The 26,383-nt window shown below is 67.8% G+C and carries 26 protein-coding genes; 7 read left to right on the top strand and 19 right to left on the bottom strand.

What is annotated here, in order from left to right:
* The coding region (locus ACFSVL_RS22135; RefSeq protein ID WP_378307039.1) for a VOC family protein at nucleotides 1-188 on the top strand (188 nt) is incomplete at its 5' end.
* A 166-nt stretch (nucleotides 189-354) separates the two neighbouring features.
* Entirely contained in the window at nucleotides 355-738 is a 384-nt protein-coding gene (locus ACFSVL_RS22140) for a hypothetical protein (protein WP_378307041.1), read from the top strand.
* Here the strand turns inward: ACFSVL_RS22140 and ACFSVL_RS22145 are convergent.
* The 4 genes from ACFSVL_RS22145 to ACFSVL_RS22160 are packed head-to-tail and all read right to left on the bottom strand — an operon-like array spanning nucleotide 704 to nucleotide 3,427.
* A complete protein-coding gene (locus ACFSVL_RS22145; protein ID WP_378307043.1) occupies nucleotides 704-1,159 on the bottom strand; it encodes an NUDIX hydrolase in 456 nt (151 codons plus the stop codon). The genes ACFSVL_RS22140 and ACFSVL_RS22145 overlap by 35 nt on opposite strands.
* Complete coding sequence (locus ACFSVL_RS22150; RefSeq protein WP_378307045.1) at nucleotides 1,159-1,650, bottom strand: nitroreductase family deazaflavin-dependent oxidoreductase; 492 nt, start codon at nucleotides 1,648-1,650, stop codon at nucleotides 1,159-1,161. Before ACFSVL_RS22150 ends, ACFSVL_RS22145 begins: the two co-directional genes overlap by 1 nt.
* Nucleotides 1,647-2,846, bottom strand: a complete 1,200-nt coding sequence (locus ACFSVL_RS22155; RefSeq protein WP_378307047.1) for an FAD-dependent monooxygenase — start codon at nucleotides 2,844-2,846, stop codon at nucleotides 1,647-1,649. The genes ACFSVL_RS22150 and ACFSVL_RS22155 overlap by 4 nt, the downstream gene beginning before the upstream one ends.
* Entirely contained in the window at nucleotides 2,843-3,427 is a 585-nt protein-coding gene (locus ACFSVL_RS22160) for a TetR/AcrR family transcriptional regulator (RefSeq protein ID WP_378307049.1), read from the bottom strand. The genes ACFSVL_RS22155 and ACFSVL_RS22160 overlap by 4 nt, the downstream gene beginning before the upstream one ends.
* A 218-nt stretch (nucleotides 3,428-3,645) precedes the next feature.
* Between ACFSVL_RS22160 and ACFSVL_RS22165 the strand changes: the two genes are divergently transcribed.
* Nucleotides 3,646-5,106, top strand: coding sequence for a SulP family inorganic anion transporter (locus ACFSVL_RS22165; protein WP_378307051.1), 1,461 nt, complete (start codon nucleotides 3,646-3,648; stop codon nucleotides 5,104-5,106).
* Here ACFSVL_RS22165 and ACFSVL_RS22170 read toward each other — a convergent pair.
* Nucleotides 5,103-6,488 (bottom strand): cytochrome P450, encoded by a 1,386-nt coding sequence (locus ACFSVL_RS22170; RefSeq protein ID WP_378307052.1) that lies wholly within the window; start codon nucleotides 6,486-6,488, stop codon nucleotides 5,103-5,105. The two genes, ACFSVL_RS22165 and ACFSVL_RS22170, sit on opposite strands and share 4 nt — an antisense overlap.
* A 78-nt stretch (nucleotides 6,489-6,566) precedes the next feature.
* On the opposite strand from ACFSVL_RS22170, the gene ACFSVL_RS22175 reads away from it, so the two are divergent.
* Entirely contained in the window at nucleotides 6,567-7,148 is a 582-nt protein-coding gene (locus ACFSVL_RS22175; RefSeq protein ID WP_378307053.1) for a TetR/AcrR family transcriptional regulator, read from the top strand.
* Between the two features lie 412 nt (nucleotides 7,149-7,560).
* On the opposite strand, the gene ACFSVL_RS22180 is transcribed toward ACFSVL_RS22175, so the two are convergent.
* The 8 genes from ACFSVL_RS22180 to ACFSVL_RS22215 all read right to left on the bottom strand — a co-directional run bounded on the left by ACFSVL_RS22180 (nucleotide 7,561) and on the right by ACFSVL_RS22215 (nucleotide 15,619).
* Entirely contained in the window at nucleotides 7,561-7,938 is a 378-nt protein-coding gene (locus tag ACFSVL_RS22180) for a Rieske (2Fe-2S) protein (protein ID WP_378307054.1), read from the bottom strand.
* Nucleotides 7,935-8,219, bottom strand: coding sequence for a hypothetical protein (locus tag ACFSVL_RS22185; protein ID WP_378307056.1), 285 nt, complete (start codon nucleotides 8,217-8,219; stop codon nucleotides 7,935-7,937). Before ACFSVL_RS22185 ends, ACFSVL_RS22180 begins: the two co-directional genes overlap by 4 nt.
* Nucleotides 8,219-9,484 (bottom strand): amidohydrolase family protein, encoded by a 1,266-nt coding sequence (locus tag ACFSVL_RS22190; protein WP_378307057.1) that lies wholly within the window; start codon nucleotides 9,482-9,484, stop codon nucleotides 8,219-8,221. The genes ACFSVL_RS22185 and ACFSVL_RS22190 overlap by 1 nt, the downstream gene beginning before the upstream one ends.
* Nucleotides 9,485-9,506: 22 nt before the next feature.
* The gene (locus ACFSVL_RS22195; protein ID WP_378307059.1) at nucleotides 9,507-10,667 is read right to left on the bottom strand and encodes an ABC transporter ATP-binding protein; all 1,161 of its coding nucleotides are present in this window, start codon (nucleotides 10,665-10,667) and stop codon (nucleotides 9,507-9,509) included.
* Between the two features lie 39 nt (nucleotides 10,668-10,706).
* On the bottom strand, nucleotides 10,707-11,822 hold the full coding sequence (locus tag ACFSVL_RS22200; protein WP_378307061.1) for an ABC transporter substrate-binding protein: 1,116 nt from the start codon (nucleotides 11,820-11,822) through the stop codon (nucleotides 10,707-10,709).
* A gap of 16 nt (nucleotides 11,823-11,838) precedes the next feature.
* Complete coding sequence (locus ACFSVL_RS22205; protein ID WP_378307063.1) at nucleotides 11,839-13,599, bottom strand: ABC transporter permease; 1,761 nt, start codon at nucleotides 13,597-13,599, stop codon at nucleotides 11,839-11,841.
* 160 nt (nucleotides 13,600-13,759) lie between these two features.
* On the bottom strand, nucleotides 13,760-14,803 hold the full coding sequence (locus tag ACFSVL_RS22210) for a pyridoxal phosphate-dependent aminotransferase (RefSeq protein WP_378307065.1): 1,044 nt from the start codon (nucleotides 14,801-14,803) through the stop codon (nucleotides 13,760-13,762).
* An 87-nt stretch (nucleotides 14,804-14,890) separates the two neighbouring features.
* On the bottom strand, nucleotides 14,891-15,619 hold the full coding sequence (locus tag ACFSVL_RS22215; RefSeq protein WP_378307067.1) for a FadR/GntR family transcriptional regulator: 729 nt from the start codon (nucleotides 15,617-15,619) through the stop codon (nucleotides 14,891-14,893).
* 120 nt (nucleotides 15,620-15,739) lie between these two features.
* On the opposite strand from ACFSVL_RS22215, the gene ACFSVL_RS22220 reads away from it, so the two are divergent.
* Nucleotides 15,740-16,924, top strand: a complete 1,185-nt coding sequence (locus tag ACFSVL_RS22220) for a M20 metallopeptidase family protein (RefSeq protein WP_378307069.1) — start codon at nucleotides 15,740-15,742, stop codon at nucleotides 16,922-16,924.
* A 597-nt stretch (nucleotides 16,925-17,521) separates the two neighbouring features.
* Here the strand turns inward: ACFSVL_RS22220 and ACFSVL_RS22225 are convergent.
* Nucleotides 17,522-19,132: a thiamine pyrophosphate-binding protein gene (locus ACFSVL_RS22225; protein WP_378307071.1), complete on the bottom strand. Its 1,611-nt coding sequence runs from the start codon at nucleotides 19,130-19,132 to the stop codon at nucleotides 17,522-17,524.
* Nucleotides 19,133-19,206: 74 nt separating this feature from the next.
* Here ACFSVL_RS22225 and ACFSVL_RS22230 point away from each other — a divergent pair, with 74 nt between their 5' ends.
* Nucleotides 19,207-20,358, top strand: coding sequence for a PucR family transcriptional regulator (locus ACFSVL_RS22230; RefSeq protein ID WP_378307073.1), 1,152 nt, complete (start codon nucleotides 19,207-19,209; stop codon nucleotides 20,356-20,358).
* 55 nt (nucleotides 20,359-20,413) lie between these two features.
* Nucleotides 20,414-21,790, top strand: a complete 1,377-nt coding sequence (locus tag ACFSVL_RS22235) for an aldehyde dehydrogenase family protein (RefSeq protein ID WP_378307074.1) — start codon at nucleotides 20,414-20,416, stop codon at nucleotides 21,788-21,790.
* A gap of 58 nt (nucleotides 21,791-21,848) precedes the next feature.
* Here ACFSVL_RS22235 and ACFSVL_RS22240 read toward each other — a convergent pair whose 3' ends face one another.
* The 5 genes from ACFSVL_RS22240 to ACFSVL_RS22260 are packed head-to-tail and all read right to left on the bottom strand — an operon-like array spanning nucleotide 21,849 to nucleotide 26,383.
* A complete protein-coding gene (locus ACFSVL_RS22240; RefSeq protein ID WP_378307076.1) occupies nucleotides 21,849-23,471 on the bottom strand; it encodes an FAD-dependent oxidoreductase in 1,623 nt (540 codons plus the stop codon).
* Entirely contained in the window at nucleotides 23,465-24,427 is a 963-nt protein-coding gene (locus tag ACFSVL_RS22245; protein ID WP_378307078.1) for a flavin reductase, read from the bottom strand. The genes ACFSVL_RS22240 and ACFSVL_RS22245 overlap by 7 nt, the downstream gene beginning before the upstream one ends.
* Before the next feature lie 5 nt (nucleotides 24,428-24,432).
* The gene (locus ACFSVL_RS22250) at nucleotides 24,433-25,071 is read right to left on the bottom strand and encodes a 4-carboxy-4-hydroxy-2-oxoadipate aldolase/oxaloacetate decarboxylase (RefSeq protein WP_378307080.1); all 639 of its coding nucleotides are present in this window, start codon (nucleotides 25,069-25,071) and stop codon (nucleotides 24,433-24,435) included.
* On the bottom strand, nucleotides 25,068-25,715 hold the full coding sequence (locus ACFSVL_RS22255) for an RraA family protein (RefSeq protein ID WP_378307082.1): 648 nt from the start codon (nucleotides 25,713-25,715) through the stop codon (nucleotides 25,068-25,070). Before ACFSVL_RS22255 ends, ACFSVL_RS22250 begins: the two co-directional genes overlap by 4 nt.
* Nucleotides 25,715-26,383: an RraA family protein gene (locus tag ACFSVL_RS22260; protein WP_378307084.1), complete on the bottom strand. Its 669-nt coding sequence runs from the start codon at nucleotides 26,381-26,383 to the stop codon at nucleotides 25,715-25,717. The genes ACFSVL_RS22255 and ACFSVL_RS22260 overlap by 1 nt, the downstream gene beginning before the upstream one ends.

Genomic DNA, 26,383 nt, shown 5'->3' on the forward strand with positions numbered 1-26,383 from the left:
TCCAGCACGCCGCCGGGCAGGTTCCGCCGGAGTGGCCGGACGGGGTGTCGCAGCAGCTGCACCTCGATCTGATCGCGGATGACCTCGCCGAAGCGGAGAAGCTGGCGGTGGAGGCGGGTGCGCGGCAGCTTTCCGGCCACGTTTACGCCAGCCCGGCCGGACACCCGTTCTGCCTCCGGCAGGCCTGAAACCTGTGTTTGATTCCGCCGACTTCGTCGTCGCGGCGGGATCGCCTTTGAGTCGGCGTGTGGAGGGGCGGTACGCCCGGCCCGGGGGCCGTTCGCACCGCCCCTCCACACGCCGACGCGATCCCGCGTTGTGGTCGCCGAAGAGGTGGCTGGGTTGAGGAACACCGTGGGCGATCGCGTGGGCTGGGTCGCCGAGCTGGCGCGAGTCAGCGGCAGCGCGGCGATCGGCCCGCGCGACACTCCGGCGGGCTGGCGCGAGGCGACCGCGCATCTGCCGGAGAACGGTTCGCCAGCCAGGTTCGAGCTGCCGGACCGGGCCGAGTTCCCGCACGGTCAGGTCCGCACCGCCGACTCCCTCGTCGCGACGCTCGGCACCAGGGCCGGGATGCTGGTGCTGCCAGAACTGGAGCGGGCGGCAGCGCTGGAGCGGATCCGGGCGTTCCTCGCGAGCCGGCCCGAAACGTCCGGCACGTTCACGTTGCCGATGGCGACCTGTGTGCTGCGCGCCAAGCGGGTCAGCGGCCGAACCGCTTCACATAGTCCTCGATGATCGGCCGCTCGGGGGCGATGATGTCGTCCGGGAGCTGGTCCAGTGCGAAGAACTCATAGCCGGAGATCTCCGTGCCGTCCATGGTGACGTCGGTGTTCTCCACGGTCGCGGTGAACGCGGCGGTGACGTTGTGGACCTCGTCGCCGTGCGGGTACCGGTAGAAGTACTCCGGTCCGGAGTAGACGCCGAGCAGTTCGAGATCGCGGACTGCCAGGCCGATTTCTTCCCGCACCTCGCGCCTGCCCGCGTCCTCGTAGGACTCGCCGGGGTCGAGGAAACCGCCGGGCAGGCCCCAGTCCTGGCTTTCGGTGCGGAAGATCAGCAGCAGCCTGCCGCGTTCGTCGGCGATCAGCACGGACGTGCCGGGCAGGATCAGCGGGCGGGTGCCGACGAGTTCGCGCAGTTCGGCGATGTAGTTCATCAGTCGCTTTCTTGGTCGGATTCGGTGGCGCCGCGAGGACGGAAGGCGACGATCGGCAGTTGCCGGACCATCCGGTGCCGGGCGGCGTCGGAGCCGTCGTAGCGCCAGCCCACCAGCTTGCTCAGCACGGGATGCAGGACGGGCCGCAGCAGCCGGTTTCGCCGTTCGTAGCCGGCGAGCGCGGCCGCGGCTTCGGATTCGCCGAGGATCCGGTGCGCGGGAACGAATTTCCGGCGGCCGATCGCGACCTCCGCCGCGGGGGCGGCCTGGATGTTGCGGTACCAGTCCGAGGACGGGCCCAGTCCGGCGATCGCCAGGACCTCGTCCGTTTCGGGGCGGAGGCCGATCACCTCCAGCACCGTCCGGTACCGCCGGCCGGACTTGCGGCCGAAGTGGGTCAGGCACAGGAAACGCTTGCCCAGCACCCAGCCGAGGTCGCGGTCGTACAGTTTCCCCGGTGCCTTGAAAAGCGTGCGCACGATCGGTTTCACGATCGGGCTCCTTCCCTTGCCGAATGGTGCAGGTTCGTGATGAGCGCGGTGGACTTCCCGGTCAAACTCCCAGCGACGAACCGGTCAATTCCCGGCAACCGGGCCAGTTTCAGCGCGAACCGGCGCAGGTGTCGCTGCGGCTTGCTGGCCGGGAGGAACCAGCGGGCGCCGTCGCGGGCCAACTGCTGTTTCTCGGCCGCGACCGGACGCCACAGCCGCTCGTAGGCCGCCAAGCCTTCGGGAATCGAGGCTGCCCGGCTGAGCTGATCGGCCAGCACGTATGCGCCCGCGATCCCGAGGGACGCACCCTGTCCGGCCAGCAGCGACACCGCATACGCCGCGTCTCCGACCAGCGTGACGCGCCCCTTGCTCCACCGGGGCAGTTCGATCTGGGCGACCTGGTCGTAGTAGATCTCCGCCGACGGCGGGCAGTGCTTGAGCGCTTCCGGGACCAGCCAGCCCAGCGAGCCGTAGGTGTCGAGCAGCGACGTCCGGAGGTCGTCGGGCAGCGTGGGATCGGGGGTGCGATGGACGGCGAAGGCGGCGACCGTTCCGGCGCGCAGACCGTAGAAACCCATCTGCCGCCCGACTGTGTCGGTGAGGCAGAACCGGCCATCAGCGACCGCATGGATCTCCGGTGCCTGGAACAGGAACGCGGCGGTGTGGAAGCCGAGGTAACGGAGGAACTGCGCCTCCTCGCCGAACACCAGCTGCCGCACTGTCGAATGGATTCCGTCAGCGCCCACGAGCAGGTCGGCTTCCACCGTTGAACCGTCGGAGAGCGTGACCGTGACCTGGTCGCCGTCCTCCTCGACTCCGGCCACCCCACTGCCGTACCGAAGCTCGACCGCCGCGGGCAGCGACTCGCGCAAAGCCCGTTCCAGGTCCGGCCGCAGGACGTTCAGCAACCGGCCGCCGACCGCGCGCGCGAACTGGGCGAACTGGATGTCGGCGCGGCGTTTCCCGTGCGGGTCGAGGAGGATCGCCTCGGAGATCGGGTAGGCCGCTTCCTCGATCGCGGGCAGCGCGCCCATCGCCTCGGCCGCGTCGTAGCCGGAACCGAAGAAGTCGATCATGTAGCCCTGCGGGCGCGGGCCGGGCGCGCGCTCCACGAGCGTCACCTCGTTGCCCAGCGCGGACAGCCGGTTCGCCGCGGCCAGCCCGGCGATCCCGGCGCCGCAGACCAGGATTCTCATCGCATTCCTCCTCCCTGAGGCCGGGTGACCAGCCCGCGCAGAACGGAGTTGACCGCCGCCGGGTCGCCGCCCGGAGCGAGGCCGCGGTGCAGCAGCAAGCCGTCGATGGTCGCGACCAGCACCTCCGTGGTCGCGTCCGGTTCGGGGACGCCGCGCTCGGCGAGCCAGCGGCTGACTTGGGCGCGAAATGCCAGAAGCAGTCCGCCGATCTGGTCCCGCAGCTCCTCGTCGCGCCGCGCGGCCAGATACGCCTCGACGAACAGCACGGACAACGGGTCCACCCCGGTGTACGGCTCGACCGAACCGAACAGCGCGGTCACCAGGTCAGCCGGGCTTTGCGTCTTGGCAAGCGCCGGTCCGACGCTTTCCAGCACCTCGCGCATCGCGTCCAGGACCGCCTCGCGCAGCAACGCCTGCAGGGACGGGAAGTGGTAGTGCACCACGCTCGGCGTCACGCCGGCCCGGTCCGCCAGCACCCGTGTGCTCACCGCCGCCCAGCCTCGTTCCGACACCAGCTCCGTCGCCGCTGTCAGCAACCGTTGCCGCACTTCACGGCCGCGTGCCGCCGCCGGAGAAGTCATCCCCGCTCCCTCCTGGTCAGTCGTACAGGGCGATCGCCCTGTACGACTGCCCTGATCGTAGCGCGGCCCCGGACACGGGGAAAGGCAGGTGATCCAAAACTCACCTGAAGGCGGGGAACGGCGGCGCGGCCCGATCCGTCCTCTACCGTCGGAATCGGCTCTTTCTGCCCGTCCCCGAAAACGACAGGTCATCCACTGTGCCCTCGCCACTGTCCACTGTGTCCATTCGACGGCCGGCGTGGCTGTCGCCCCGGGTCGCGCGCACCGAAATCCTCGGCGGGCTGGTGGTCGCGCTGGCGCTGATCCCGGAGGCGATCTCGTTCTCGGTGATCGCCGGCGTCGATCCGCGGGTGGGCCTGTGCGCGTCGTTCACCATGGCCGTGGTCATCGCGTTCGTCGGCGGCCGCCCGGCGATGATCTCCGCGGCGACCGGGGCGATCGCCCTGGTGGTCGCGCCGCTGGCGAGGGAGCACGGGTTCGGCTATCTCGTCGCGACGGTCGTGCTGGGCGGGCTGTTCCAGATCGTGCTGGGCTCGCTCGGGGTGGCGAGGCTGATGCGGTTCGTGCCGCGCAGCGTGATGGTCGGCTTCGTGAACGCGCTGGCGATCCTGATCTTCCTGGCGCAGGTGCCGGAGCTGATCGACGTGCCGTGGCCGGTGTACCCGCTGTTCGCCGGCGGCCTCGTGCTCATGGTGTTCTTCCCACGCCTCACCAAAGCCGTCCCCGCGCCGCTGGTGTCGATCGTGGTGCTCACCGCGTTGACGATCGCGGCCGGGATCGCCGTGCCGACCGTCGGCGACAAGGGTGCGCTGCCCTCAGCGCTGCCGGTGCCGGGGATCCCGGACGTGCCGTTCACCTTCGGCACGCTCGGCCTGATCGCGCCGTACGCGCTGGCGTTCGCCCTGGTCGGGCTGATGGAATCGCTGATGACCGCCAAACTGGTCGACGACATCACTGACACGCACTCGAACAAGACCCGGGAAGCGGTCGGGCAGGGCGTGGCCAACGTCGTGACCGGGGTTTTCGGCGGGATGGGCGGCTGCGCGATGATCGGCCAGACCATGATCAACGTGAAGGTCGCGGGCAGCCGGACCCGGCTGTCGACGTTCCTCGCCGGCGCGTTCCTGATGGTGCTGTGCCTGGTGTTCGGACCGGTCGTGTCGCGGATCCCGATGGCCGCACTGGTCGCGGTGATGGTGCTGGTCGCGTTCGGCACGTTCGACTGGCATTCGATCGCGCCCGCCACGCTGAAGCGGATGCCGGTCGGCGAGGTCGCCGTGATGGCGGTGACCGTCGGGATCGTGGTGGCGACCAGCAACCTCGCGATCGGCGTCGTGGTCGGCTCGATCACCGCGATGGTGATCTTCGCTCGCCGGGTCGCGCACCTGGTCGAGGTGACCGCGGTGCGCTCCCCGGCCAGTGTCCGGTACTCGGTGACGGGCGCGCTGTTCTTCGCGTCCAGCAACGATCTCGTCTATCAGTTCGACTACGCCGACGACCCGGACCGAGTGGTCATCGACCTTTCCGCCGCGCACATCTGGGACGTCTCGACGGTCGCCGCGCTTGACGCGATCACGACGAAGTACGAGGCACGCGGGAAGACCGTCGAGATCGTCGGACTGAACAAGCACAGCGCGACGATGCACGAACGGCTGTCCGGCGAACTGGCGGGCAGCTAGCTGGCCAGCACCGCCGCCCGCTCTCGGATCCGCGGCCGGACAGTGAACCCGCTCGGCTTCAGCGTCAACGACTCCACGATCTTCAACTCGTACGCCGGGTCCGCCTCGAAGTCGTAGCGCTGCAACATGATCCCCAACGCCAGCACCGCTTCGTGCAAGGCGAACTGCCGCCCGATGCACGCACGCTCCCCGGTACCGAACGGCTTGTACGCCTGTGCCGGCCGCTTCCGCACCGCCGCCGGCTCGAAACGGTCCGGGTCGAATTTCTCCGGATCCGGCCCCCACACCGTCGGGTCGCGGTGGAGCATCGGCAGCGGGACGATGATCGAATCGCCCTTGCGCATCGGGTATTTCCCGCCCAGCACCAGGTCTTCGCGCGCTTCCCGGGAGTAGCCGGGCGCAGTCGGCCACAACCGCATCGCCTCGTCGAGGACACGGCGGACGTACCGCAGCTTCGCCACGTCGCCGAAAGCCGGTTCGCGATCTCCCCAGACTGAGTCGACCTCGGCACGGGCCTTCGCCAGCAGCTCGGGATGACGCGTCAGGTAGTACAACGCGAACGACAGCGCACCGGACGTCGTCTCGTGCCCCGCGACAACGAACGTGATGGCCTGGTTGCGAATGTTCACCGGGTCAAGTCGCTCCCCCGTCGCCGGGTGCCCCTCGGTGAGCATCAGCCCCAGCAGATCCCGCGCTTCGCCGCCCTCCCGCCGACGGGTCTCGATGACCTCGTCGACCAGGTTCGTCATGGTCTCGATGTCAGCCTGGTTCTGCGCGCGCGACCCGGCCAGCGCGCGCCGCACGAACGGGAGCTTGACGTTGTCCAGCTGAGCGAACCGCAACGCCCGGATCATCGCCGTGACGAACGGATGCCGTTCAGCCCGCTCAAACGACCCGAACCGGTACCCGAACCCAGCGAGCCCGATCGTCTCCAGCGTCAACCGGGTCATGTCGGCGGCGACGTCGACCGGACCTTCCGCGCGGTCCCACGCCGCAGTCAGCTCGCCGGCAACCTCGAGCATCATCGAGTGGTAGCGGCGCATCGCCTCGGCGGAGAACGCGGGCTGCAGGATGTCGTGGGCCAGCCGCCAATTCGGCTCGCGCGTATGCGCGGTGAACAACCCGTCGCCGACGACCCCGCGCAACCGCTCGACGCCAAGTCCCACGTGCTTGCCGAACCTTGACTCGTCGTTCAGCTCGGTGACCAGGTCGATCCCGCTGGCGAACACGATCTCCAGACCGAAGAACTTGCGGGTGAAAATCGGCCCGAGCCCCGCCCCCGCGCGCATAGTGCTCTGCAGCGGCTCGCGCACGTTGGTCCCGAGCAGGTCCCCCAGCACCGGCAGCCGGCCAGGACGGTGCGGAATCGCAGTGGTGTCCACAGTTCGCTCCCTACTGAACCCACATCCAATAGGGTCACCATCCCCCGCTACTGAACCGGTGTCAAGTAAGCTGGGACGATGCGGACGCGCCTGAGCACCGAACAGCGGCGCGAACAGCTGCTGACCATCGGCGCCGGCCTGTTCGCGGGACGCCCCTACGACGAGGTGTGGATCGAGGAAGTCGCCGAGATCGCCGGCGTCTCGCGCGGCCTGCTGTACCACTACTTCCCCACGAAGAAGGACTTCTTCGCCGCGATCGTCCGCGTCCAGCGCGACCAGCTGCTGGCGATGAGCGAACCCGATCCCGCGCTGCCGGTGGCACAACAGCTGCGCGCCGGACTAGAGGTGTACCTGGAATTCGCCCGCACTCACCCCGACGGCTACCGCATCGTGCACCGGAGCGCAGGCGACGCGGACCGCGAAATCCGGGAAATCTGCGAGGCAGGCATGGCCGCGAACGCGGAGCGCATCCTGGCCGCCGTTAGCCTGCTGCGCCCGGTCACCGCCACCACCCGCCTGGCAGTGCGGGGATGGCTTTCGTTCGTGGCGACGCTGATCCTGGACTGGCTGGACGAGCCGAAGATCAGCACCGAGGAACTGCGGGACCTGTGCGCACGAACGCTTTTCGCCGCAGTCGAGGTCGACCCCACCGCTATCTGACCGCGCAGTGAGGGCCACCTTCACAGCCCCAGATTCCCTCAGGGTTCCCCTCACGACCCGCTGCCACCCCCCGACGGCTGCGAGGGGGCCCTTCACGGACCTGGATTCCCTCAAGGAGTCCTTCACGGACCTTGGCCCCCGCCGGATGCGCCCCAATGTGGCATTGGGTGCATCCCACGCAACCAACGCCACATTGGGTGCATCCGACGCACCCAATGCCACATTGGGGCGCTACTCCCCACTCCCAACCGCAGCCGATGCACCCAACCAGCGAGGCACCCAGCCCCACCCCCGCACCCCGATACGAAGCCTCCCTGCAGTTCGGGGGTGCTTGTCAAGGCATCTTTCCCGCCTTGACAAGCACCCCCGAACCGTCAGCACACTCAGGCTTCGGGGTGCCCCCACGCAACCCCTAAACCGACACAACCACAGACTCGCCATCAACCCGAACAGGAACAGCCCGCAACCCCACCCGCCCATCAGCCGGATGCCGCCCAGTCAATACATCGAACTCAAACCCATGCCAAGGACAAACAATATTCCGATCAGCCGGATGAAACGCGGGCCCCGCACTCTTCCGATCCTCCCGAACCGGCTGAACAGTCCGAGGCATCATCTTCCCCTGGCAAACCGGCCCCCCTTGATGCGGGCACACGTTATGCCAAGCCCGCACCTCCCCGGCATGAAAGTAAACCCCCACCTCCACCCCGTCCACCGAAACCACGACCCGCCCCCGAGCCTGGAGATCGGAAAGACGAGCCACCACAACATCCCGCAGCACGGCGCTCATTCCGCCCTCCGATACCAAATCGCCATATCAAAAAGATTCACATCCGCCGCATCCAGCAACGCCGTCACCAAGACCACCGTCTCAGTAGCGGTAAGCGCATCCTCCCGAACCGGCCAGGCAATCTTCCCCACCCGATCAGTCTTGGCCGAGAACAACCGGGCCGCCGCATACAACAACTCAGCGATCTCTTCATCGGCAACCGCAGCCGCCCCATCCTGAGCAGCGATCTCGGCAGTAACCTCACCCAACCGAGACACCAGCGAAGTCAATTCAGCAGTCATCACGACACCCCAGGCCGGTCACGAAGCACGCTCGACGCAGCAGGCTTCCGTCGATCAGTAGGCAGATTGAACACCCGAGCAGCATTAAGCCCCAGAATATTCCGCTTAGCCTGCTCAGAAAGAAACGGCAACCGGGTAATAGTGGACGGCGCGTCCCAATCCCAATGCGGCCAGTCCGACGAATACAGCAACTGCGTCTCCGCGTTGAACGACTTCATCCCGGCTTCCAGCAACTCCATGCTGGTCCGCTCCATCGGCTGACTGGTGTACCACATGTCCTTCATGTACTCACTGGGCAACCGAGTCAGCCCAGGAGCCTCACTGGGCCGCATCAACACCTCATGGTCAAGCCGCTGCATCAGGAACGGAATCCAAGCCAGCCCGCTCTCCACCCAGACCATCTTCAACCGGGGAAACCGCTCCGGCATCGCGTTGATGATCCAGTTAGTCACATGAATCTGGTTGTAATGCGTGAACGACAACGCATGCATCGAAAGAAACCGGTTCAACTGAGCGAACGACGGATCGCCCCAGTGATACCCGGAGTGGAAGGCCAACGGCTTCCCGCTGTCCTCGATCAGCTTGTACAGCCGGGTATAGACATCCGAGTGCACTGGATTGTTCCGGGTAGAACACACCGTGTACCCGATGATCCCGGCATTGTCGGCATACTTCTCGACCAGCTCCTCGCACACCTCCGGAGTGTTGTACGGCAGGTACAACATCCCCTTGAGCCGGTCGTCCTGCGGCAGCACCACCTCGGTCAGCCACCGGTTGAACGCCCGCCCGAGCACCACCTCGATCTCGTCCTGCGGATGCATGCCCAGCAGCAGCATCGCGCTCGGGAACACGACCTGGTAGTCCAGCCCCATCGCGTCCATCCCGCGCCGGGCGGCCGCGACGAACGGATGCCCGGACACCCCGTCCAGCGGTTCCTTCCGCCCCTGGTGCCCGATCCGCCCGCCGACGCTCTGATGCGACATCCCGGGCTGGATGTTCAGCAGCGCGTTGTTGCCGGCGAACTTCCCGAACTGGTCCATCCCGATCTGCCGCCACACATCGTTGTCGATGAGTTCCAGCACCTCGCCCCAGAAATGGTCCTCCGAGACGTGCGCGTCGATGTCGACGATGAAGTAGTCGTCGTACTCCCGCTCGGCCTGTTTGGTGGCGTGGGCGAGGACGTCGCGGGTGTCGGTGCGCCCGCCGATTTCGGCGAGTTCCCGGATCCGCGGCCCCTCGGACCGGGGGATGGCTGGGTCGGGCACGGATTCTTCCCTTCGTCCGGCGTCAGCGGGGCGCGACGGCGGCATCGGTCATCGTGGTCAGGTAGTCGTCGTCGGCCGGGGCCGCGTTCTCGTGCGGGATGACGACGGCGCGGTCCGGGCGCACCGCGAAGGTGTGTTCTTCGCCCGCGGTCGGGACGGCTTCGGCGGACAGTTCGGCCGTTTCGGTACGCACGCGCATCGGGAGGCCGTCCGCACGCACGAGGAGGTTGACCGCGCTGCCGAGATACGTGGTGCGCTCGACAGTGCCGCGGAACGTCCCGACGCCAGAGCCGTCCGGGCACAGCCGGGCATGCGCCGCACGGAACGCGATGTCGGCCCGATCCCCGACCGAAACGTCGCCGGTCGTGATTCCGGAGAACACCAGCGAAGTCTCATCGACCCGCACCTCGGCAGTTTTGCCGTGCACGCCGGTGACCGTGCCCGGCAGGATGTTCTGAAAGCCCATGAAGTCCGCGACATACGCCGAATTCGGGCGGTCGTACAGGTCGCTCGGCGTACCGGACTGGACGATGACGCCCTCGCTCATCACGATGATCCGGTCGGACAGCGTGATCGCTTCGTCCTGGTCGTGCGTCACGTAGACCGACGTCGTCTCGAACCGGTTGTGCAGCGACCGCACCTGCTGGCCCATCTGGTACCGCAGTTTGCTGTCCAAATTGGACAGCGGCTCGTCGTAGAAGATGATCCCCGGCCGGGCGGCCAGCGCGCGGGCCAAGGCCACGCGCTGCTGCTGGCCGCCCGACAGGGCGGTGACCGGGCGCTTCCCGAGGTCGGCGAGACCGACCGCGTCGAGCATTTCCTGCACCCGCTGCGCACGGTCCCGGCCGGGCATCCGGGCGACCTTCAGCGGGTACGCGACGTTGTCCGTGACGTTCAGGTGCGGCCATAGCGCGTAGCTCTGGAACACCATGCCGACCCGGCGTTTGTCGGCGGGCACGAACGTGCGCCGCGCGGTGTCGACCACGACCCGGTCGCCCATGACGATCCGGCCCGAGGTCGGCCGCTCCAGCCCGGCCAGGCAGCGCAAGGTGGTCGTCTTGCCGCAGCCCGAGGGCCCGAGCAGCGTCACGAACTGCCCGGACTCGATCGTGAGGTCCAGTTCGTGCAGCGCCGCCTTCGCGCCGTACTTCTTGGTGAGTCCGGATACCTGGACTTCGGTCATGGTGACCTGCGCTTTCTCTCCGGCCGGGGACGGGCGGCGTTACTTCTTGAAGGCCTGGGTGATGAAGTCGAAGTAGGGCTTGTTGAACGCGGGGTCCGGGTTCGAGAACGGCAGCCGCGGCAGCTTGTCCAGCGACGGCAGTCCGGGCGGGCCGGGCGCGGCCGGGGTGCGGCCGTAGGAGTTGTCCTTCTCCGCCAGCGCTTTCTGGCCCTCCGGCGAGTACAGCCAGTTGACGTACAGCTGCGCGGCCTCGGCGTGCGGCGCGTCCTTGATCAGGCACAGCGCCGACCGCGCCATGTAGTTACCGCCGTCGCTGAGCGGGAACACCATGTCGATCGGCGCGCCCTTCTGCTTCTGCGCCTCGTAGTAGCCCTGGTAGACGGCGATGCCGACCGGGAACCGGCCGCTCGCGACGTCGGTGGGCACCATCGGCTCGGACTGCGAGATCTGCAGCTCCTGCGCGGCCAGCTTCTCCAGGTAGGAGCGGCCCCACTTCTTCTCGTTCTCGGGCAGCATCAGCGATTCGAGGATGTAGCGGATGCCGCCGGGGACGGTCATGTCGCCGACCGCGATCTTGCCCTTCCACTTCGGGTCGAGCAGGTCGTGCCAGTTCTTCGGCGCGTCCTGCTTCTGCACCTGGTCGGTGTTGTAGACGAAACCGAAGTAGCGCAGGGCGAAGTAGGTGAGCCTGCCGTCGTTGTCGGTCGGCACCTTGAACCCGGGGTCAGCGGTGCGCACGTCCGCGGGCGCGCAGATGTTCGGCTTCGCGGCGGCCTGGGGCGATTCGCCGCCGACGTAGACGTCCGCGATCCGGTTCCCGCTCTGCGCCTCGGTGTCGAGCTTGGTGAGGATCTGGGCGTCGGCCTGGTCCTGCGGCAGCAGCCGGATCCCGGGGAAACGCTTGGCGAACACGTCGTTCAGCTTCTGGTTCGCGGTCACCCCCGGCCCGTACAGCACGAGCTGGGTGTGGTTGGCCGCGAACGCCTTGTCGTACAGCTCGTTCATGTACTTGTTGGCCGCGGCGGACGCGCCGGGGACCTCGATCGGCGTGCTCGATTTGGCCGCGCCCGCCGACGCACAGGCGGTGAGCGCGGCGAGCAGGCCGGCGGTGAGCGCCAGCGCGGGCGCGCGCAGTTTCGTGCGGGAGAACTTCATTGTTCTTCCTCTCTGGTCAGGGGGTGAGGCGGGAGAGCGGACCTGCGGAACGGTCGCGGCCGAGGATCCGGCCGCCGAGCTTGACGGACACCGCGGCGAGCGCCAGCACGACGAACGCGGCGAGCAGGATGATCATGAACAGCGCCGCGCCCCGGGACATCTCGCCGGTGAGGAACTGCTGGAAGGCGGTCAGCGAAACCGGTTCCAGCCCGGGCGGGGCGAGCAGCATCGGCACCGCGAGGTTGCCCGAGATGAACAGCGCGGAGAGGAACCAGCCGGCCAGGAAACTCGGGATGACCAGGCGCAGCACGATGGTCACCAGCACCCGGCCCGCGCTCGCGCCGGACATCCGGCCCGCCTCCTCCAGCTCCGGCGACAGCTGGGCCAGCGCGCCCTCGGCGATCCGGCTGGACACCGGGATCGTGGCGACGACGAGCACGAGCGTCATCAGGAACGCCGAGCCGTACAGCCCGCGGAAGGCGGGCAGGTACAACACCGCGAACATGTAGGCGAGACCGAGCACGACGCCGGGCAGCGCCCACGGAATCCAGACGGCGAACGAGGTGTAGCTCCGGAGGAATCCCCTGCGCCGCGCGGTGACGTAGGTGGTGAGCAGCGCGATCGCGATCGAACCGAAGCCGCCGATGACCGCGAGCCATGCGGTGAGCGCCAGGCTCGCGCTGAACTGCGGGTCGGTGAGCATCGTGACGTAGTTGTCCAGGGTCAGCCCGGTGCTCATCACCCCGAAGATCGGCTGGAGGCTGCCGAGCACCATCGCGAACAGCGGCAGCAGGAAGTTCAGCAGCACCACCACGACGATCAGCGCGGACAGCACCCAGCGGACCGGGCCCAGCTCCTGCGGATCGCGCCGCGACGTCTTCCCGGTGAGCGTGGTGAAGCTGCGGCCGCGCAGCATCCAGCGCTGAGCGAGGAAAAGCAGCAGCACCAGCAGGATCAGCACGAGCGACAGCGCGAACGCCTTGGTGTACTCGGCGGGCGCCTCGTCCCGGACGTAGTGGTAGATCTGCGTGGAGAAGACGTAGATGCCCGCCTGCCGCCCGATCAGCTGCGGTCCGTCGAACGACTGGAACACCAGCACCGCGATCAGCAGGGCCGCGCCGGTGATCGCCGGGCCGACCGAGGGGATGGTGATGGTGAAGAACGTCCGCACGGTGCCCGCGCCGCTGATCGCGGCGGCCTCGTCGAGCGACTGGTCGCGGTTCTTGAACGCGCCGAGCAGCAGCAGGTACGCGAACGGCATGTAGCCGAGCGAGGTCAGCAGGATCAGCCCGCCCCAGCCCTGGATGTTGATCAGCGGGCCGGACGTGCCGAGCTCGCGGCCGAGCTGGTTGAGCAGGCCGTTCTGGGCGTTGCCGAGCATGATCCAGCCGAGGGTGTGAAACAGCGGCGGGACGAAGAGGTTGATCACCATGATCGGCGTGAGCAGCTTGCGGCCGGGGACGTTCGTGTTGGCCGCGATCCAGGCGAACAGCCCGCCGCCCGCCACCGAGATCGTGCCGCACACGAGGACCAGCACGATCGAGTTCCACAGCGTGTGCCAGGTTTCCGCGGACTCGAACGCCGCGAGCAGGCCGCTCATCGTGAACGGCATGTTGTCCGAGGGCAGCCCGTCGCGGAAGGCGCCGAGCACGATCATCGCGACCGGATAGACGAAAATCAGGGTGAGCCCGGCGAGCAGGGTCGCTTTGAGCACCCCGCCGGTCACCGAGCGGCGCATCGATGCCCGCCGGTCGTGCTCGAATAGGCGCTCGGTCACTGCACCGTTCCTTCCTGCGAGCGATCGGTTACCCGCCTCGCGGACGAACCGCTCCGTCCGTCCTGCCGGCTAGCGTAAGAACTCGGGTGCGGCGGCTCATCGAGCGGCTCTCCGAAGTCCTTCCGGTTTCCTCCGACACGGTGTCGGAGGAAACCGCTGATCAGATAAGGGCGGCGAGGACGGCGTCGTTTTCCTCGGGCAGCCCGATCGTCACCCGCGCCCCGCCGGCCTTCGGGAACGGCCGGGCGAGCACGCCGCGAGCCTCCAAACGGGACAGCAGGTCCGCCGCGTCTCCCGGCAGGAAAAGGAAATTCGCCTGGCTCGGGATAAACGCGACGTTCGCCGCGGTCAACGCGGCCTCGACGCGGGCGCGCTCCGAGACGATGACAGCGGTTCTTTCCTTCGCCACAGCCAATCCTTCGGCTCCCAGCGCCGCGATGACCGCTGCTTCGGCCACGCTGTTGAGCGCGAACCCGACGGAGGTGCGCCGCAGCGCCTCGGCGATCCGCGGTGCGGCGGCGGCATATCCGACGCGGATTCCCGCCAAACCGTGCGCTTTGGACAGTGTCCGCAGCAGCACAAGATTTTCGAACTCGTCGAGCAAGCCGACAGTCGCGTCCACCGGTTCAGCGGACACGAACTCGCGGTATGCCTCGTCGACAACAACCAGCACGCTCGGCGGGACGCTTTTCAGGAAGTCCCGGATATCCTCGAGCCCGCGCATCCCGCCGGTCGGGTTGTTGGGATTGCAGAGGTAGACAATGCGGGTTTCCGGGCCGACCGCGGCGAGCATCGCGTCGAGATCCATCGCGCCGTTCGCGTCGAGACCGACCTCTGTGGACTCCGCTCCGGCCAGCGAAAGCGCGGCCGCGTACGCCTCGAAGGACGGTGCTGGGCGCACGCCGTGCACGCCGGGTTCGCAGACCAGCCGGGCGAGCGCGTGCAGCAGAGTGCCGGAACCGTTGTCGATCGCGATCCGCCCCGCGTCCAGACCCATCGCTTCGGCGACGGCGGCACGCGCCGCGGACCGGTGGTAATCGGGGTAGCGGTGGGCATTCCGGGCCGCTTCGGTCATCGCGGAGACGATGACGTCGGCGGGCGCCCACGGCATTTCGTTCTGTGACAAGCGGATCGGCGGCTGCGCACCGCGGGACGAGCGATCGGGAGCGGCGAGCACGCGGTCGACCACACTGCGGAGCAGCATGCATCCTCCTCAAGCCGGATGATTAACTGTAATGAATATACATAATTCTGAGCGCGTGTACATCCATCAGTTCTCCGGCTTGAGATTTCAGGAAGGCCGGGCCGCCACCGAGGGACGGCGGTGCCGCGCGATCGCCGACTCCGCCAGCTTGTGATCGCGCTGGACGACCGCCTCGGCGAAGTCGAGATGCGTCCGCAGCCGCTCCTGCGTGGTCGGCGCGGTGACGCCTTCGAGCCGCGCGGCGATGATGTAGTCGACGAGATTCGTGTACAGGCTGCGCAAAAGCTCGTTCGGCGACACCTGGGCGATCCGCGCGTGCAGCGCCCAGATCGCCGTGGGCGCCTCAGCGGAATCCCAAGCCGCCTTCAAGGTCTCGGCGCACGCTGCGATGTCGGCGATGTCCTCGTCGCTCGCGTTCTCGACCGCGTCGTGCAGCACCGAACCGTCGAGCGAGTCCAGGACGCGCAGGCAGTTCTCCACCGTCGCTTTTCCTTCGCGCAGCTGGAGGAGCTGGTCGCTCAGGTGCGTGAACGGCGAGCGCGTCGCGACGAAGATCCCGCCGCCCGGCCCCGGCTTCGCGTCGACGATGCCGCGGGCGCGCAACAGCTGGATCGCCTCGCTGAGCGTGGCCGGCGCGACCCCGAAGCGCGCCATCAACTCCTGACGGCGCCCGACGAAGTGCCCGGCGCTCCAGCCCTCCGAGACGATCTCGTCCTCGAGCGCGCGAGCGACCTGGACGGCGGCGGCGGTGTTCGTGATCTGCGGCAAGGAGTCCTCCGAAGTACTCGGTCCGGTGACGTCGCCGACGCGGGTCACGCGTAGTGACAGATTAGAGGCGCACCGGAACCCCGAACACCCGGCATCGTCTATATTGATTGTAGACATTAGACGCCTGCGTCACCAGCGCGGCACGCACCGTGCCCAAGGAGCCCTCCGATGCCGGTTACCGCCAGAATTCTCGCCGACTCCGCCACCCTCCAGCCCGATCTGGCCGCCCTCCGCCGAACCCTGCACGCCCAGCCGGAAGCCGGATTCGCCCTCCCCCAAACCCAGCGGGCCGTGCTCGCGGCGATGGCCGACCTCGACCTGGAAGTCACCCCCGGCCCGCACGATTTCACGTCCATCGTCGCAGTACTGCGCGGCACGCGGCCCGGACCGTCGGTCTTGCTGCGCGCGGACATGGACGCCCTGCGCGTGACGGAAGAGACCGGCCTGCCGTTCGCATCCCAAACCCCCGGCCTGATGCACGCCTGCGGACACGACCTGCACACCGCCGCACTAGTCGGCGCGGCCAAACTCCTCAGCGCCCGCCGCGACGAGATCGCCGGCTCCGTGGTGTTCATGTTCGAACCAGGCGAAGAAGCAGGCGGCGGCGCACAACGGCTGATCGAGGAGGGAGTGCTGACGGACGTCGAGGCGGCATACGGCATTCACGTCCTGCCCGGCCCGGCTGGCGTATTCACGACTCGCCCCGGTTCGGTTATGGCCGGGGCCAGCAGCCTGACCGTGCGCGTGCTCGGCCGGAGCGGACACGGTTCGCGGCCGCATCAGGCGGTGGACCCGGTTCCCGCTGCGGCGCAGATCATTTCGGCCCTGCACACGTATGTCACCCGGCGGTTCCCGGTGTTCGATCCGGTGGTGCTGTCGGTGACCAAGATGCAGGCGAGCGAGATCATCAACGCCATCCCCGACGAGGCGACGCTCGCTGCGACGATTCGCGCGCTGTCGGCGGAGAGCGTGGAGATCCTGGCCCGCGAACTGCCCTCGCTGGCGGAGGGGATCGCGTCGGCATTCGGCTGCCGGGCTGAAGCGGAATTCCGGACGGTCTACCCGGTGACTGCGAACGACCCGAAGGCTGCGGCGCATGCGTTGAACGTTCTGGGGGATCTGTTCGGTACGGAACGGGCAGTGCCGCTGGAGCATCCGGTGATGGCTTCGGAGAGCTTTTCCGCGGTATTGAACGAAGTTCCCGGTGCTTTTATCTTTCTGGGCACCACGCCGGAGGGAGTCGACCCGGACACGGCGGAGATGAACCACTCTCCGCGCGCAGTCTTCGACGACCGCGTCCTCAGCGACCAGGCCGCAGCTCTAGCCGCCCTCGCTTTGAGCCACGTCGGCTGACCGTGAGGGGAACCCTCACAGCCCCAGATTCCCATGCCAGGGGCTTAAGGCGGCGTTGTGGGTGCAGCTGAGGCGTGTCCGCCCAGGCCGAAGCGGCTGGCGGACCGAACTGGCTCGCGTCGGGGCCGTTGCAGGCAGCGGACGCTGGGCGTGTCGTCCGTGAGGGGAACCCTGAGGGAATCAGATTCCCCCAGGGTTCCCCTCACGGACTTGAAGAAACGGGCACACCGGCGTCAATCGGGCATCTCGCTGAAGCGGGTGTCCTTTATGGATGGTCAGCAGGCTGAGGCCACCCGGCTTAAGTCGCTGGCATTGACCCCAGATTCCCTCAAGGAGTCCTCCACGGACCTCCACCGCCACCCGGAACGCACCCAATGTGGCGTTGGTTGCGTCCCACGCACCCAATGCCACATTGGGGCGCAAGCCCCCACCCCAACCGCAGCCGATGCACCCACCCAGCGAGGCACCCAGCCCCACCCCCGCACCCCGATACGAAGCCTCCCTGCGCTCGGCGGGTGCTTGTCAAGGCATCTTTCCCGCCTTGACAAGCACCCGCCGAGCGTCAGCACAATCAACCTTCGGGGTGCCCCACGCAACTCAATGCTTCTCGTGAATCAACGGCCAAGGCGACGGAAAAACATCCACCGGCACCTTAACAATCGCCGGACGCCGAGCAGCGATCGCCGCAGACACATGCTTCTCCACCGCAGCAGCATCCTCAGCAAGCGCGAAGTCCACCCCAAACGCCTGCGCAAGCAGCCCGAAATCAGGATTGGTCAGATCAGACCCGATGAACCGCCCACCATAAGTATCCCGCTGAATCCGCCAAACATTCCCAAACCGAGAATCCTCAAACAACACCGTCACCAACGGAATCCCGTACTTCTTAGCCGTAGCGAACTCCTGCAGCGACCACCCAATCCCCCCATCTCCAGTCACCGCGACAACCGGACGCCCGCCCGACCCCACGGCAGCACCGAGCGCGGTAGGCATCGCATAACCAAGCGTCCCCTGATACCCAGGCCACACATACGACCGCGGCGCCTGCACCGGAAACCCATACGTCGACACATACCCAATCTGCGTCAACTCATTGACATAGACCCCATCCTCAGGCAACGCCGCACGGATCGCATCGACAAACTCCATCTGCGGCCCAGCCTGCTTCCGAATCCGAGCCTCGCACTCCTCCCGAAGCCGGACCAGCTCCGAACCCCACCCAGCACGCGGCGACAACCGCTCGACCAACGCGGTCAACACAGCCACCGCATCGGCATTGACCGCCAGATCCGGCCGCCGAGGCTCCCGAAGGTCAGCCGCGTCCACATTCACCAACGCCAGCCGAGCATCCCCGACATTCAGCTGCTGCCCAAACGGCGTCAAGAACCGGCTGCCGAACGAAACCACCAGATCCGCCGAAGCACGCAACTCCCACAACGCGAACGCAGGCAGCGCATGCGGATCCCGGGCATCGATCGCCCCGCGACCGTTCTCGCTCATCACCACCGGCGCGTCCAGCAGCTCAGCCAGCCGAGCCAGCAGCTTGAACGCGCGCGGATCCCGCATCCCGCCGCCAACGTGGATCACCGGCCGCGCACTCGCCGACAGCAACCGCGCAAGCTCGGCGACATCCCGCTCCGGCGCTTCCGGCTCCCGCACCCCGAACGGCTCCCCCGGCTTCAGATCCGCGACCGCGTGCAGCAGATCCGGCCCCAGCTCAAGCGCGACCGGACGAGGCCGTCCAGTCCGCATCTGCCGGAAGCCCTCGTGAACGAGATCCGGAATCTCCTCGACCCGCTTGGGCCGCGCGGACCACTTCGTCAGGCCCTGGACGGTGTCCGTCTGCCGCGGAATCTCGTGCAGCGCACCGAGCCCGCCGCCGACCAGCGGCGACGGAATGGTCCCGGCCAGCAGCATCACCTGCGAGGAGCACGCGTACGCCGTCGCCATCCCCGCGCCGGCGTTCAGCACGCCCGGCCCGGGAACGACCATCGCCACCCCCGGACGGCCGGACGACCGGTAGTAGCCGTCCGCCATGTAGCTGGTCGCCTGCTCGTGCCGGGGGACGACCAGATCGAGCTTGTCCCGCTCGCGGTACATGCCGTCGGTGAGCCCGTCCAGCTGGACCCCGGGAATGCCGAAGACCGTGTCGACGCCCTCGCTGATGAGCGCCCTGGCGAGCGCGTCACCGCCTGTCATCTGTGCCATGCGGATCCCTCTCGTCAAATGTCTATAATGAATATAGATCAAATCTCCGGCGGCTGGCAACGGAAGAGGCGACCATGACTCTCGAAGGACAGGTGCAGGCCTACGCGGACCGGCTCGGGCGGCCGGTCATCGTGTTCGACGTCGACTTCACGGTGATCGCGTTCAGCGTGCACGACCAGGACGTCGACCATGCCCGGCTGGCGATCATCCTGTCCCACAAAGGATCTTCGCGCGCCCGGGAGTCCATCCGGGACTATCGGGTCGGCCAGGCGCGCGAGCCGGTCCGGATTCCGCCGCTCGACGGCGGGCAGTCCCGGCTCGTCGCGCCGGTCCGGCACGAGGGACGGCTCGTCGGTTACCTGTCGTCGACGATCCCGGAGGACGACGAGTCGGCCTACGAGGACGACGACGAGCTGCGCGACCGCCGGGCGCAGATCGGGTTGCTGCTGGCCGCCATGGCGCTCGGCAACCGGGAGGACGAAGACCGCGCGCGACGTCTGCTCGACGCGCTCCTCGAAGGCAACGACGACCAGCGCGTCCGTGCCGCCGACGAACTGCTGGCGAGCGGCCTGCTCTCCCCCGTCCCGCACTACACGGTGATTTCGATCGCGACCCCACCGCGGGCCGAACCCAGTTCCGCAACGCTGCGGCTCGTGCTGGACCGGGCGTTGTCGACCATCCCGGTCTTTCCCACCTTGAAAGCGGCCGGCGCGGTGCTCGGCAGCGAAGCTGTTCTGCTGGTGCCGTACGAGATCGACACCGAGCGACTGTCGGCCCTCCTTGCGCAGCCAGCCTTTTCCGGGCTGCACGCCGGCGTCGGCGGAGCGCATGCACCGCTGTCCGGCGTGCACCGGTCGCTGCGGGAAGCTCGGATCGCCTTGCGCGGCAGCGATAGCGGCCGCGTGGTCCACTGGTCCGAGCTGGGTTTGGACCGGCTGCTGCTGCAGCTCCCGATAGACGACCTTGACGTCGCCGATCTCCCCGACGCCGTCCGACGACTGCTCGACGCGCAATCCGGGCCAGACCTCGCGCAGACCCTGGAGACCTACCTCGACTGCGGCTGCGACGCGCAACGCACCGCGCTGGCCCTGCACGTCCACCGCAGCACCCTCTACTACCGGCTGGATCGCGTGCGTGCGGTCGCCGACGTCGATCTCACCGACGGGAAGGTGCGCCGCGAACTCCACACCGGCCTGCGGATCGCGACGCTCGCCGGTCTCCGCTAGCCCCAGCACCTCCAATTGACTATATTCAATGTAAACTTTTACGGAAGGGTCCCGCATGAACGCACTGCTGACCACCGTCTCGGTCGCCGACGACCGCGGCCGGCCGATCCAGGACGCCGCGACCCGGGAGGTCGTCGGACACGCCCCGGTGCACACGGTCGACGACCTGAACGCCGCAATCGCCGCTGCCGCCACAGCACAACCCGCGTGGGCCGCGCTGGGACACGCCGAGCGTTCACGGCTTCTGCGCGTCATCGCGGACGACATCGACGCGCAGGCCGAAGAACTCGGGGAAATCATCACCGCCGAGCAAGGCAAGGCCGGCGGCGCCGGTGAAGCGCACGGCGCCGCGCACTGGCTCCGGGCCGCGGCGGACACCGTGCTGGAACCGCAGCCACTCCCGGACGGGGCCGAGCAGCACTACGTCCCGCTCGGCGTGGTCGCGTCGATCGGTCCATGGAATTTCCCGGTGATGATCGCCGTGTGGCACGTCGCGCCGGCGCTGCGGATGGGAAACACCGTGGTGCTCAAGCCTTCCGAGAACACGCCGTTGAGCGTGCTCGCCCTCGTGGAGATCTTCCGCCGGCACCTCCCCGCGGACGTGCTGACCGCGATCTCCGGCGATCGCGAGGTCGGCGCCGCGCTGGCCGCGCATCCGCGGATCGCCAAGATCGTGTTCACCGGCTCGACCGCGACCGGCCGCCGGATCGTCGAAAGCTCGGCGGGCAACCTTGCCCGGCTCACCCTCGAACTGGGCGGGAACGACGCCGCGATTGTGTTGCCCGGAACCGACGTGGACGCGGTCGCGGACAAGCTGTTCTGGGCGGCGTTCATGAACACCGGCCAGGTGTGCGCCGCGCTCAAACGGCTTTACGTGCACGAGTCGATTTACGCCGACGTCGTCTCGGCATTGGCCGAACGCGCCGAGAAAGCGCCGATGGGACCGGGACAGGACAAGGCGAACCGGCTCGGGCCGGTGCAGAATCCCGCGCAGTTCGAGATTGTCTCGCGGCTGGTCGAGGACGCTCGTGCGCGCGGCGCCCGCATCGTCACCGGCGGCGTGCCAGCGACGGAACTGGGGCCGTTGTTCTACCGGCCGACCATCGTCGCAGACGTCGAGGACGGTGCCGCAGTCGTCGACGAGGAGCAGTTCGGGCCGGTACTGCCGGTGATCCGATACTCCGAAGTGGACGATGCCGTGCGCCGGGCCAACGGCACAGACCAAGGTTTGGGCGCTTCGGTGTGGGGTGCCGACGCCGACGAGACCGACGCGGTGGCGCAGCGACTGGAGGCGGGCACCGTGTGGATCAACCAGCACGGCGGCGTCGATCCGGCGATTCCCTTTGGCGGGACGAAGTCGTCGGGATACGGGCTGGAGTTCGGGGTCGAAGGGTTGAAAGCCATGGCGGCCAGCAAAATCATCCGCCGCTGAAAGCCGTGAAGGCCTCCTTGAGGGATTTCCTCAAGGAGGCCTTCACAGTGGCCGGGGGTCAAGCGCCGCGAAGCTTTTCCCACAACTTGGCCGCGGCCGCCCGGTCGGGCGGGGCACCTCGCCAGACCACTGTCTGGTCCTGCCGCACCAGCGTGATCGGGCACAGATATTCGTCCGGCAGCGCCGCCGCTTCGACGACCGCGAACGGGATTTCCCGGCTTGCCGCCTCCGCCGCCAGCACCGAGACATCAACGCTGGTGATCGCGGTGTAGCCAGGCGAGAAATGGTCGTACAGCGAAGATCCGTCCACCATCCGGAAGTGCGGGGCACGGCAACCGGGCACAGTGGACGGTGTGTAAGTGCCCATCGTATAGCCGGGCGCTTCTTCACCGTCGTACGCGATGATCGGCGAACCGTGATACGCGTAGCCGTAATTCAACCCAGCGGCGGCGAATTGCGGCTCGTTCAGCTCACGCACCGCGGTACCGAAGGATTCGCGAGCGGCCTCACCCGCCGGAGTGTCGTCTTCGAGGGCGGCGGGCAGGCCGGGCCGCGCGAGTTTCCGTTGGTGGTTCATCGCGAACTGCGACACCTGCTCGGTGATCGGCCGCCGTTCGGCTTCGTAGGCGTCCAGGATCCCTTCCTCCGCCCAGCCGCCGAGATGCGCGCCGAGCAGCCAGGTCAGGTTGAGCACGTCCGCGATGCCCGCGTTCATCCCGAATCCCGCGAACGGCACCCACAGATGGGAGGCGTCCCCGGCGAGGAACACCCGCCGGTCGCGGAACCGGTCGGCGAGCAGACGGCGCGCGGTCCAGTCCTCTTTGGACACAACGTCGTACTCAAAGGACTCATCCACGCCGAGGATGGCCCGGATCGCCGCGTCCCGGTCGACGGATTCTTCCTCCGAGGCAAGATAGGTGTGCACGAGGAAGGTTTCGCTGCCGTCGATCGCGTACACGTGGCCGACGCGGCGGGCGTTGAACGTGTAGTAACCCCAGGCTCGCGGTTCGTCGGCCGACATCAGCGAGTACAGCTTCGGCGCGCGAATGCAGGTAGACTGCACGTGCTGAAGCACCGGATCGCCGCTGAGCTTCGCGCCGATCTGCTTGCGCACTGCCGAACGGCCGCCGTCCGCGCCGATGAAGTACCGGGCGCGCAAGGTACGTTCGCCCGATTCATCAGACACGATCGCCGAGACAGATGACTCGTCCTGGCGCACCGAGTGGAACCGGGTGCGGTTGAGGAGAGTCACGCCGGGCGCGGCGGCAGCGTTGCGAGCGAGGATCGGTTCCAGGAACGTCTGGTTGATCCGGTGCGGCGGCTCCGGCGTCGCCCAGCTCGTGTCGGGACCGACGCGGGAGGTGTACCGCTCGCCGCTCGCCGGGATCGGGATGCGCGACAGTTCCCGTCCGGTCAGCGAGGTCCGGAACGCGACGTCCTGCGGGTAATCGCTGGGCAGCCCGGCCGCGCGTACCTCGGCGGCGATCCCCAGCCGGCGGAAGCTTTCCATGGTGCGCGAAGCGACGTGATTGCATTTGACGTTCGGCGGTTCGAGAAATTCCCGTTCCTCGACGACAATCACCGACACGCCGCGGCTGCTCAGGTCGAGCGCGGCGACGAGGCCGACCGGGCCCGCGCCGATGATGAGGACGTCCGCGTCCATGGTCTCTCCGTTCAGCACGGCATTCCTTGCGCCACCACGCCAAGGTGCTCAGTCATCAACCGGCGGGCGGCGTCCTCGTCACGGTCCTCAATGGCCTGAAGAATCCGCCGGTGCGCGTCGACCGCACGAGTCGCTCGCTCGGTGTTCGTGTGCACGGCATACACGCTTTCCCTCGGCCGGTTGAGCGCGCCGACCGACGCGGCGATCGCCGGGTTTCCGCTGAGCAAACCGAGGCGGGCGTGGAATTCCAGCGACAGTGGGTTGTACCGGCTGGCGTCGTGGACGTGTTTCTCCGATTCCTCGACCAGCGCGCGCAATTGCGCCACTTGCTCGTCGGCGGCCGCGCGGGCGGCGAGCGCGGCCGCCGCGGGTTCGACCGCGTGCTGCGCTTCCAGCAGCTGTTCGGTCCGCATGCCGTGCAAATGCAGCTGGATGGAAAGCGAATCGGCGATCCGGCCGATGTCCGCCTCGGCTTCTTCCGCCGTATTGAGTTCGCGGTATTCGCCGGACCAGTACAGCAACGGCTGCCCGGTTCCGCCACCCGCCGAAACGACCTCGCCGACGAGGATGATGTGGTCCCCGCCGCCCAGCATCGTGTGCACGGTGCAGTCGAACCAGCTCAGCGCGCCGGTGACGACCGGGGCTCCGGTGGCCTCGGTATGTGTCTCGACCTCGTCGAACCGTTCCTTGCTCCGGCCGCGTCCTCGGCGGGCGAAGCAGGCGGAAACCTCCTGCTGGTGGCGGCCGAGCACGTTGATCGCGAAGACCCCGCTTTCGCGGATCTCGTCGAGAATCGGGCTGTGCGAATTGATCGACACCGTCACCAGGAGCGGGTTCAGCGAAAGAGACACGAACGAAGTCGCGGTGATGCCGTAAAGGTGCCCGTCGAGCGCGGTGGTCACCACCGTGACGCCGGAAGCGAATCGTCCGGCGGCTTGGCGGAAACTGTCGATCCGTTGCTGGTCGGAGGTCATGACGTTCACCTCGCTTCGTCCGGTACGCCTAGCTGGCGGAAGTCGTAGATGTCCAAAGTGGTCTCGCCGGACCGGAGCCGGTCCATAAAGGATTCTTCCTTCTCCGCACGGGCACGAGACGCGGCCAGGATCCGGTCGTACTCGTCCGCCGGGAACACGACGACCCCGTCCCGGTCGGCCACGACGATGTCGCCACGGTGAACCACCCTGCCGCGCAAGGTGATCGGGCGGCCGGCAGTGCCTGGCCAGTGCTTGACCGTGCCGCGGATCGAGATCGACGTGCTGAACGCCGGGAAGCCCAGCGACGCGAGCTGCTGCGTGTCGCGAACGCCACCATCGATGACGAGGCCGTGAATACCGCGCGCCTGTGCCGCGACGGCCATTACCTCGCCCCAGTACCCAAACGGCGCGCCACCGGCGTCGACCACGAGCACATCGCCAACGCCAGCGGCCTCGATCCCGTGGTGCAAAGCCAGATTGTCGCCGATCTGCGCCGACACCGGCACCGCGCGGCCGACGATCTGCGCACCGTCCCAGGCGGGCCGGAACGCGGCGTCCAGGAAGCAGTCGAGGCCGGAAGCCTCGTACAGCGTGGCCGTGCCGAGCGTCAGGAGTTCCTTGGCGTCTTCGTCCAAAGTGGTCATGCTTCCGCCCGCTGCAGATCGTGATAGCCGTACTTCGCCCGGGCTTCGGCGATCGTCGCGCCGCCGAGCGCGGCGGCAAGAATCGCTTCTTCGCGCGCCTGGATCATTTCGGCGACCTCCAGCACGTCGTCTTCGCAGTCGGCGGGAATCGCGACGACACCATCCGAGTCGCCGAGCAGAATGTCGCCGTGGCGGACCGTCACCCCGCCGATGGTCACCGGTCCGCGCTCCTCGGCCACCTCGACCCGGTCCTTGCCGGTACGCATGAAGCGGCCGCGGCTGTAGATCGGGTAGCCGATGGACAAAGCGCGGTGCGTGTCGCGGCAAACCCCTTCGATGACCGTGCCGGAGATGCCGCGCTGGTGCGCCACCGCGGTCAGGATGTCGCCCCAGACCGTGCAGTCGACGCGGCCGTCGTTGTCGAGCACGATCACCTGGCCCGGTTCGACCTGGTCGATGAAGTCGCCGACCGTGCCCGCCGGGACCTGCGCGCTGACATAGCGCACGGTGAACGCGCGGCCGATCATGCGTTGCCCGTCCGCCAGCGGGGCGAGGCCGAGCAGGCTGCCCGGGCGCTTGAGCTTGTCGAGGGCATCGGAAACTGTCGCGGTGCCGAGCACGGCGAACCTGTCCAAAAGAGACATCAGCGCTGCTCCGCGGTGACTGTGGGGAATTGGGAATCGTGCATGACTTCTTGCACGTCACGGCCTGCGCGAACGGCCTCCGCCATCCGGGCCTCCCGCTCGGCGATCCGCTGCGCGAGGCCGATGACGCGTTCGGCGTCTCCAGCGGCGACGAAGACGACCCCGTTGACGTCCGCGAGCACGAAGTCCTGGGACGCCACTGAGATCCCAGCGACCTGGATGCGTTCGTCCATCGCGGCCTGCACGATGCGGCCCCGCGCGCTTACCGGAACGGCGGTGCGCGCGAAGACGGGGAGCTTCAGGGCTTCGCTCTCCTGGACGTCGCGGCAGGCACCGTCCACGATCACGCCAGCCACGCCGCGCAGGGTCGCGGCTTCGGCGAGCAGGCCGCCCCAGCACGAGACGTCCGTACGGCCGTGATTGTCGATCACCACGACGTCGTCCGGTTCGGTGATCGCGACCAGCGGCGTGGCGATGTGCGTCGCCGGTCCGGCGGACGCTTTGGGCGCGGCCGTGACTGTGCGGACCCGGCCAGCCACGACGGTACCCACGGGCCACATCGGCTTCAGCGCGGTGACCGCGCCGGGCAGGCCGAGGGTGTCCAGCGCGTCGGAGACCGCGCAGCTGTCGAGTCCGCGCAGCGCGGTGATGATCTCTTCGGGAGACAT

It is taken from the genome of Amycolatopsis silviterrae, assembly GCF_042684085.1.
In the GTDB taxonomy this organism is placed as follows: Bacteria; Actinomycetota; Actinomycetes; order Mycobacteriales; family Pseudonocardiaceae; genus Amycolatopsis; species Amycolatopsis silviterrae.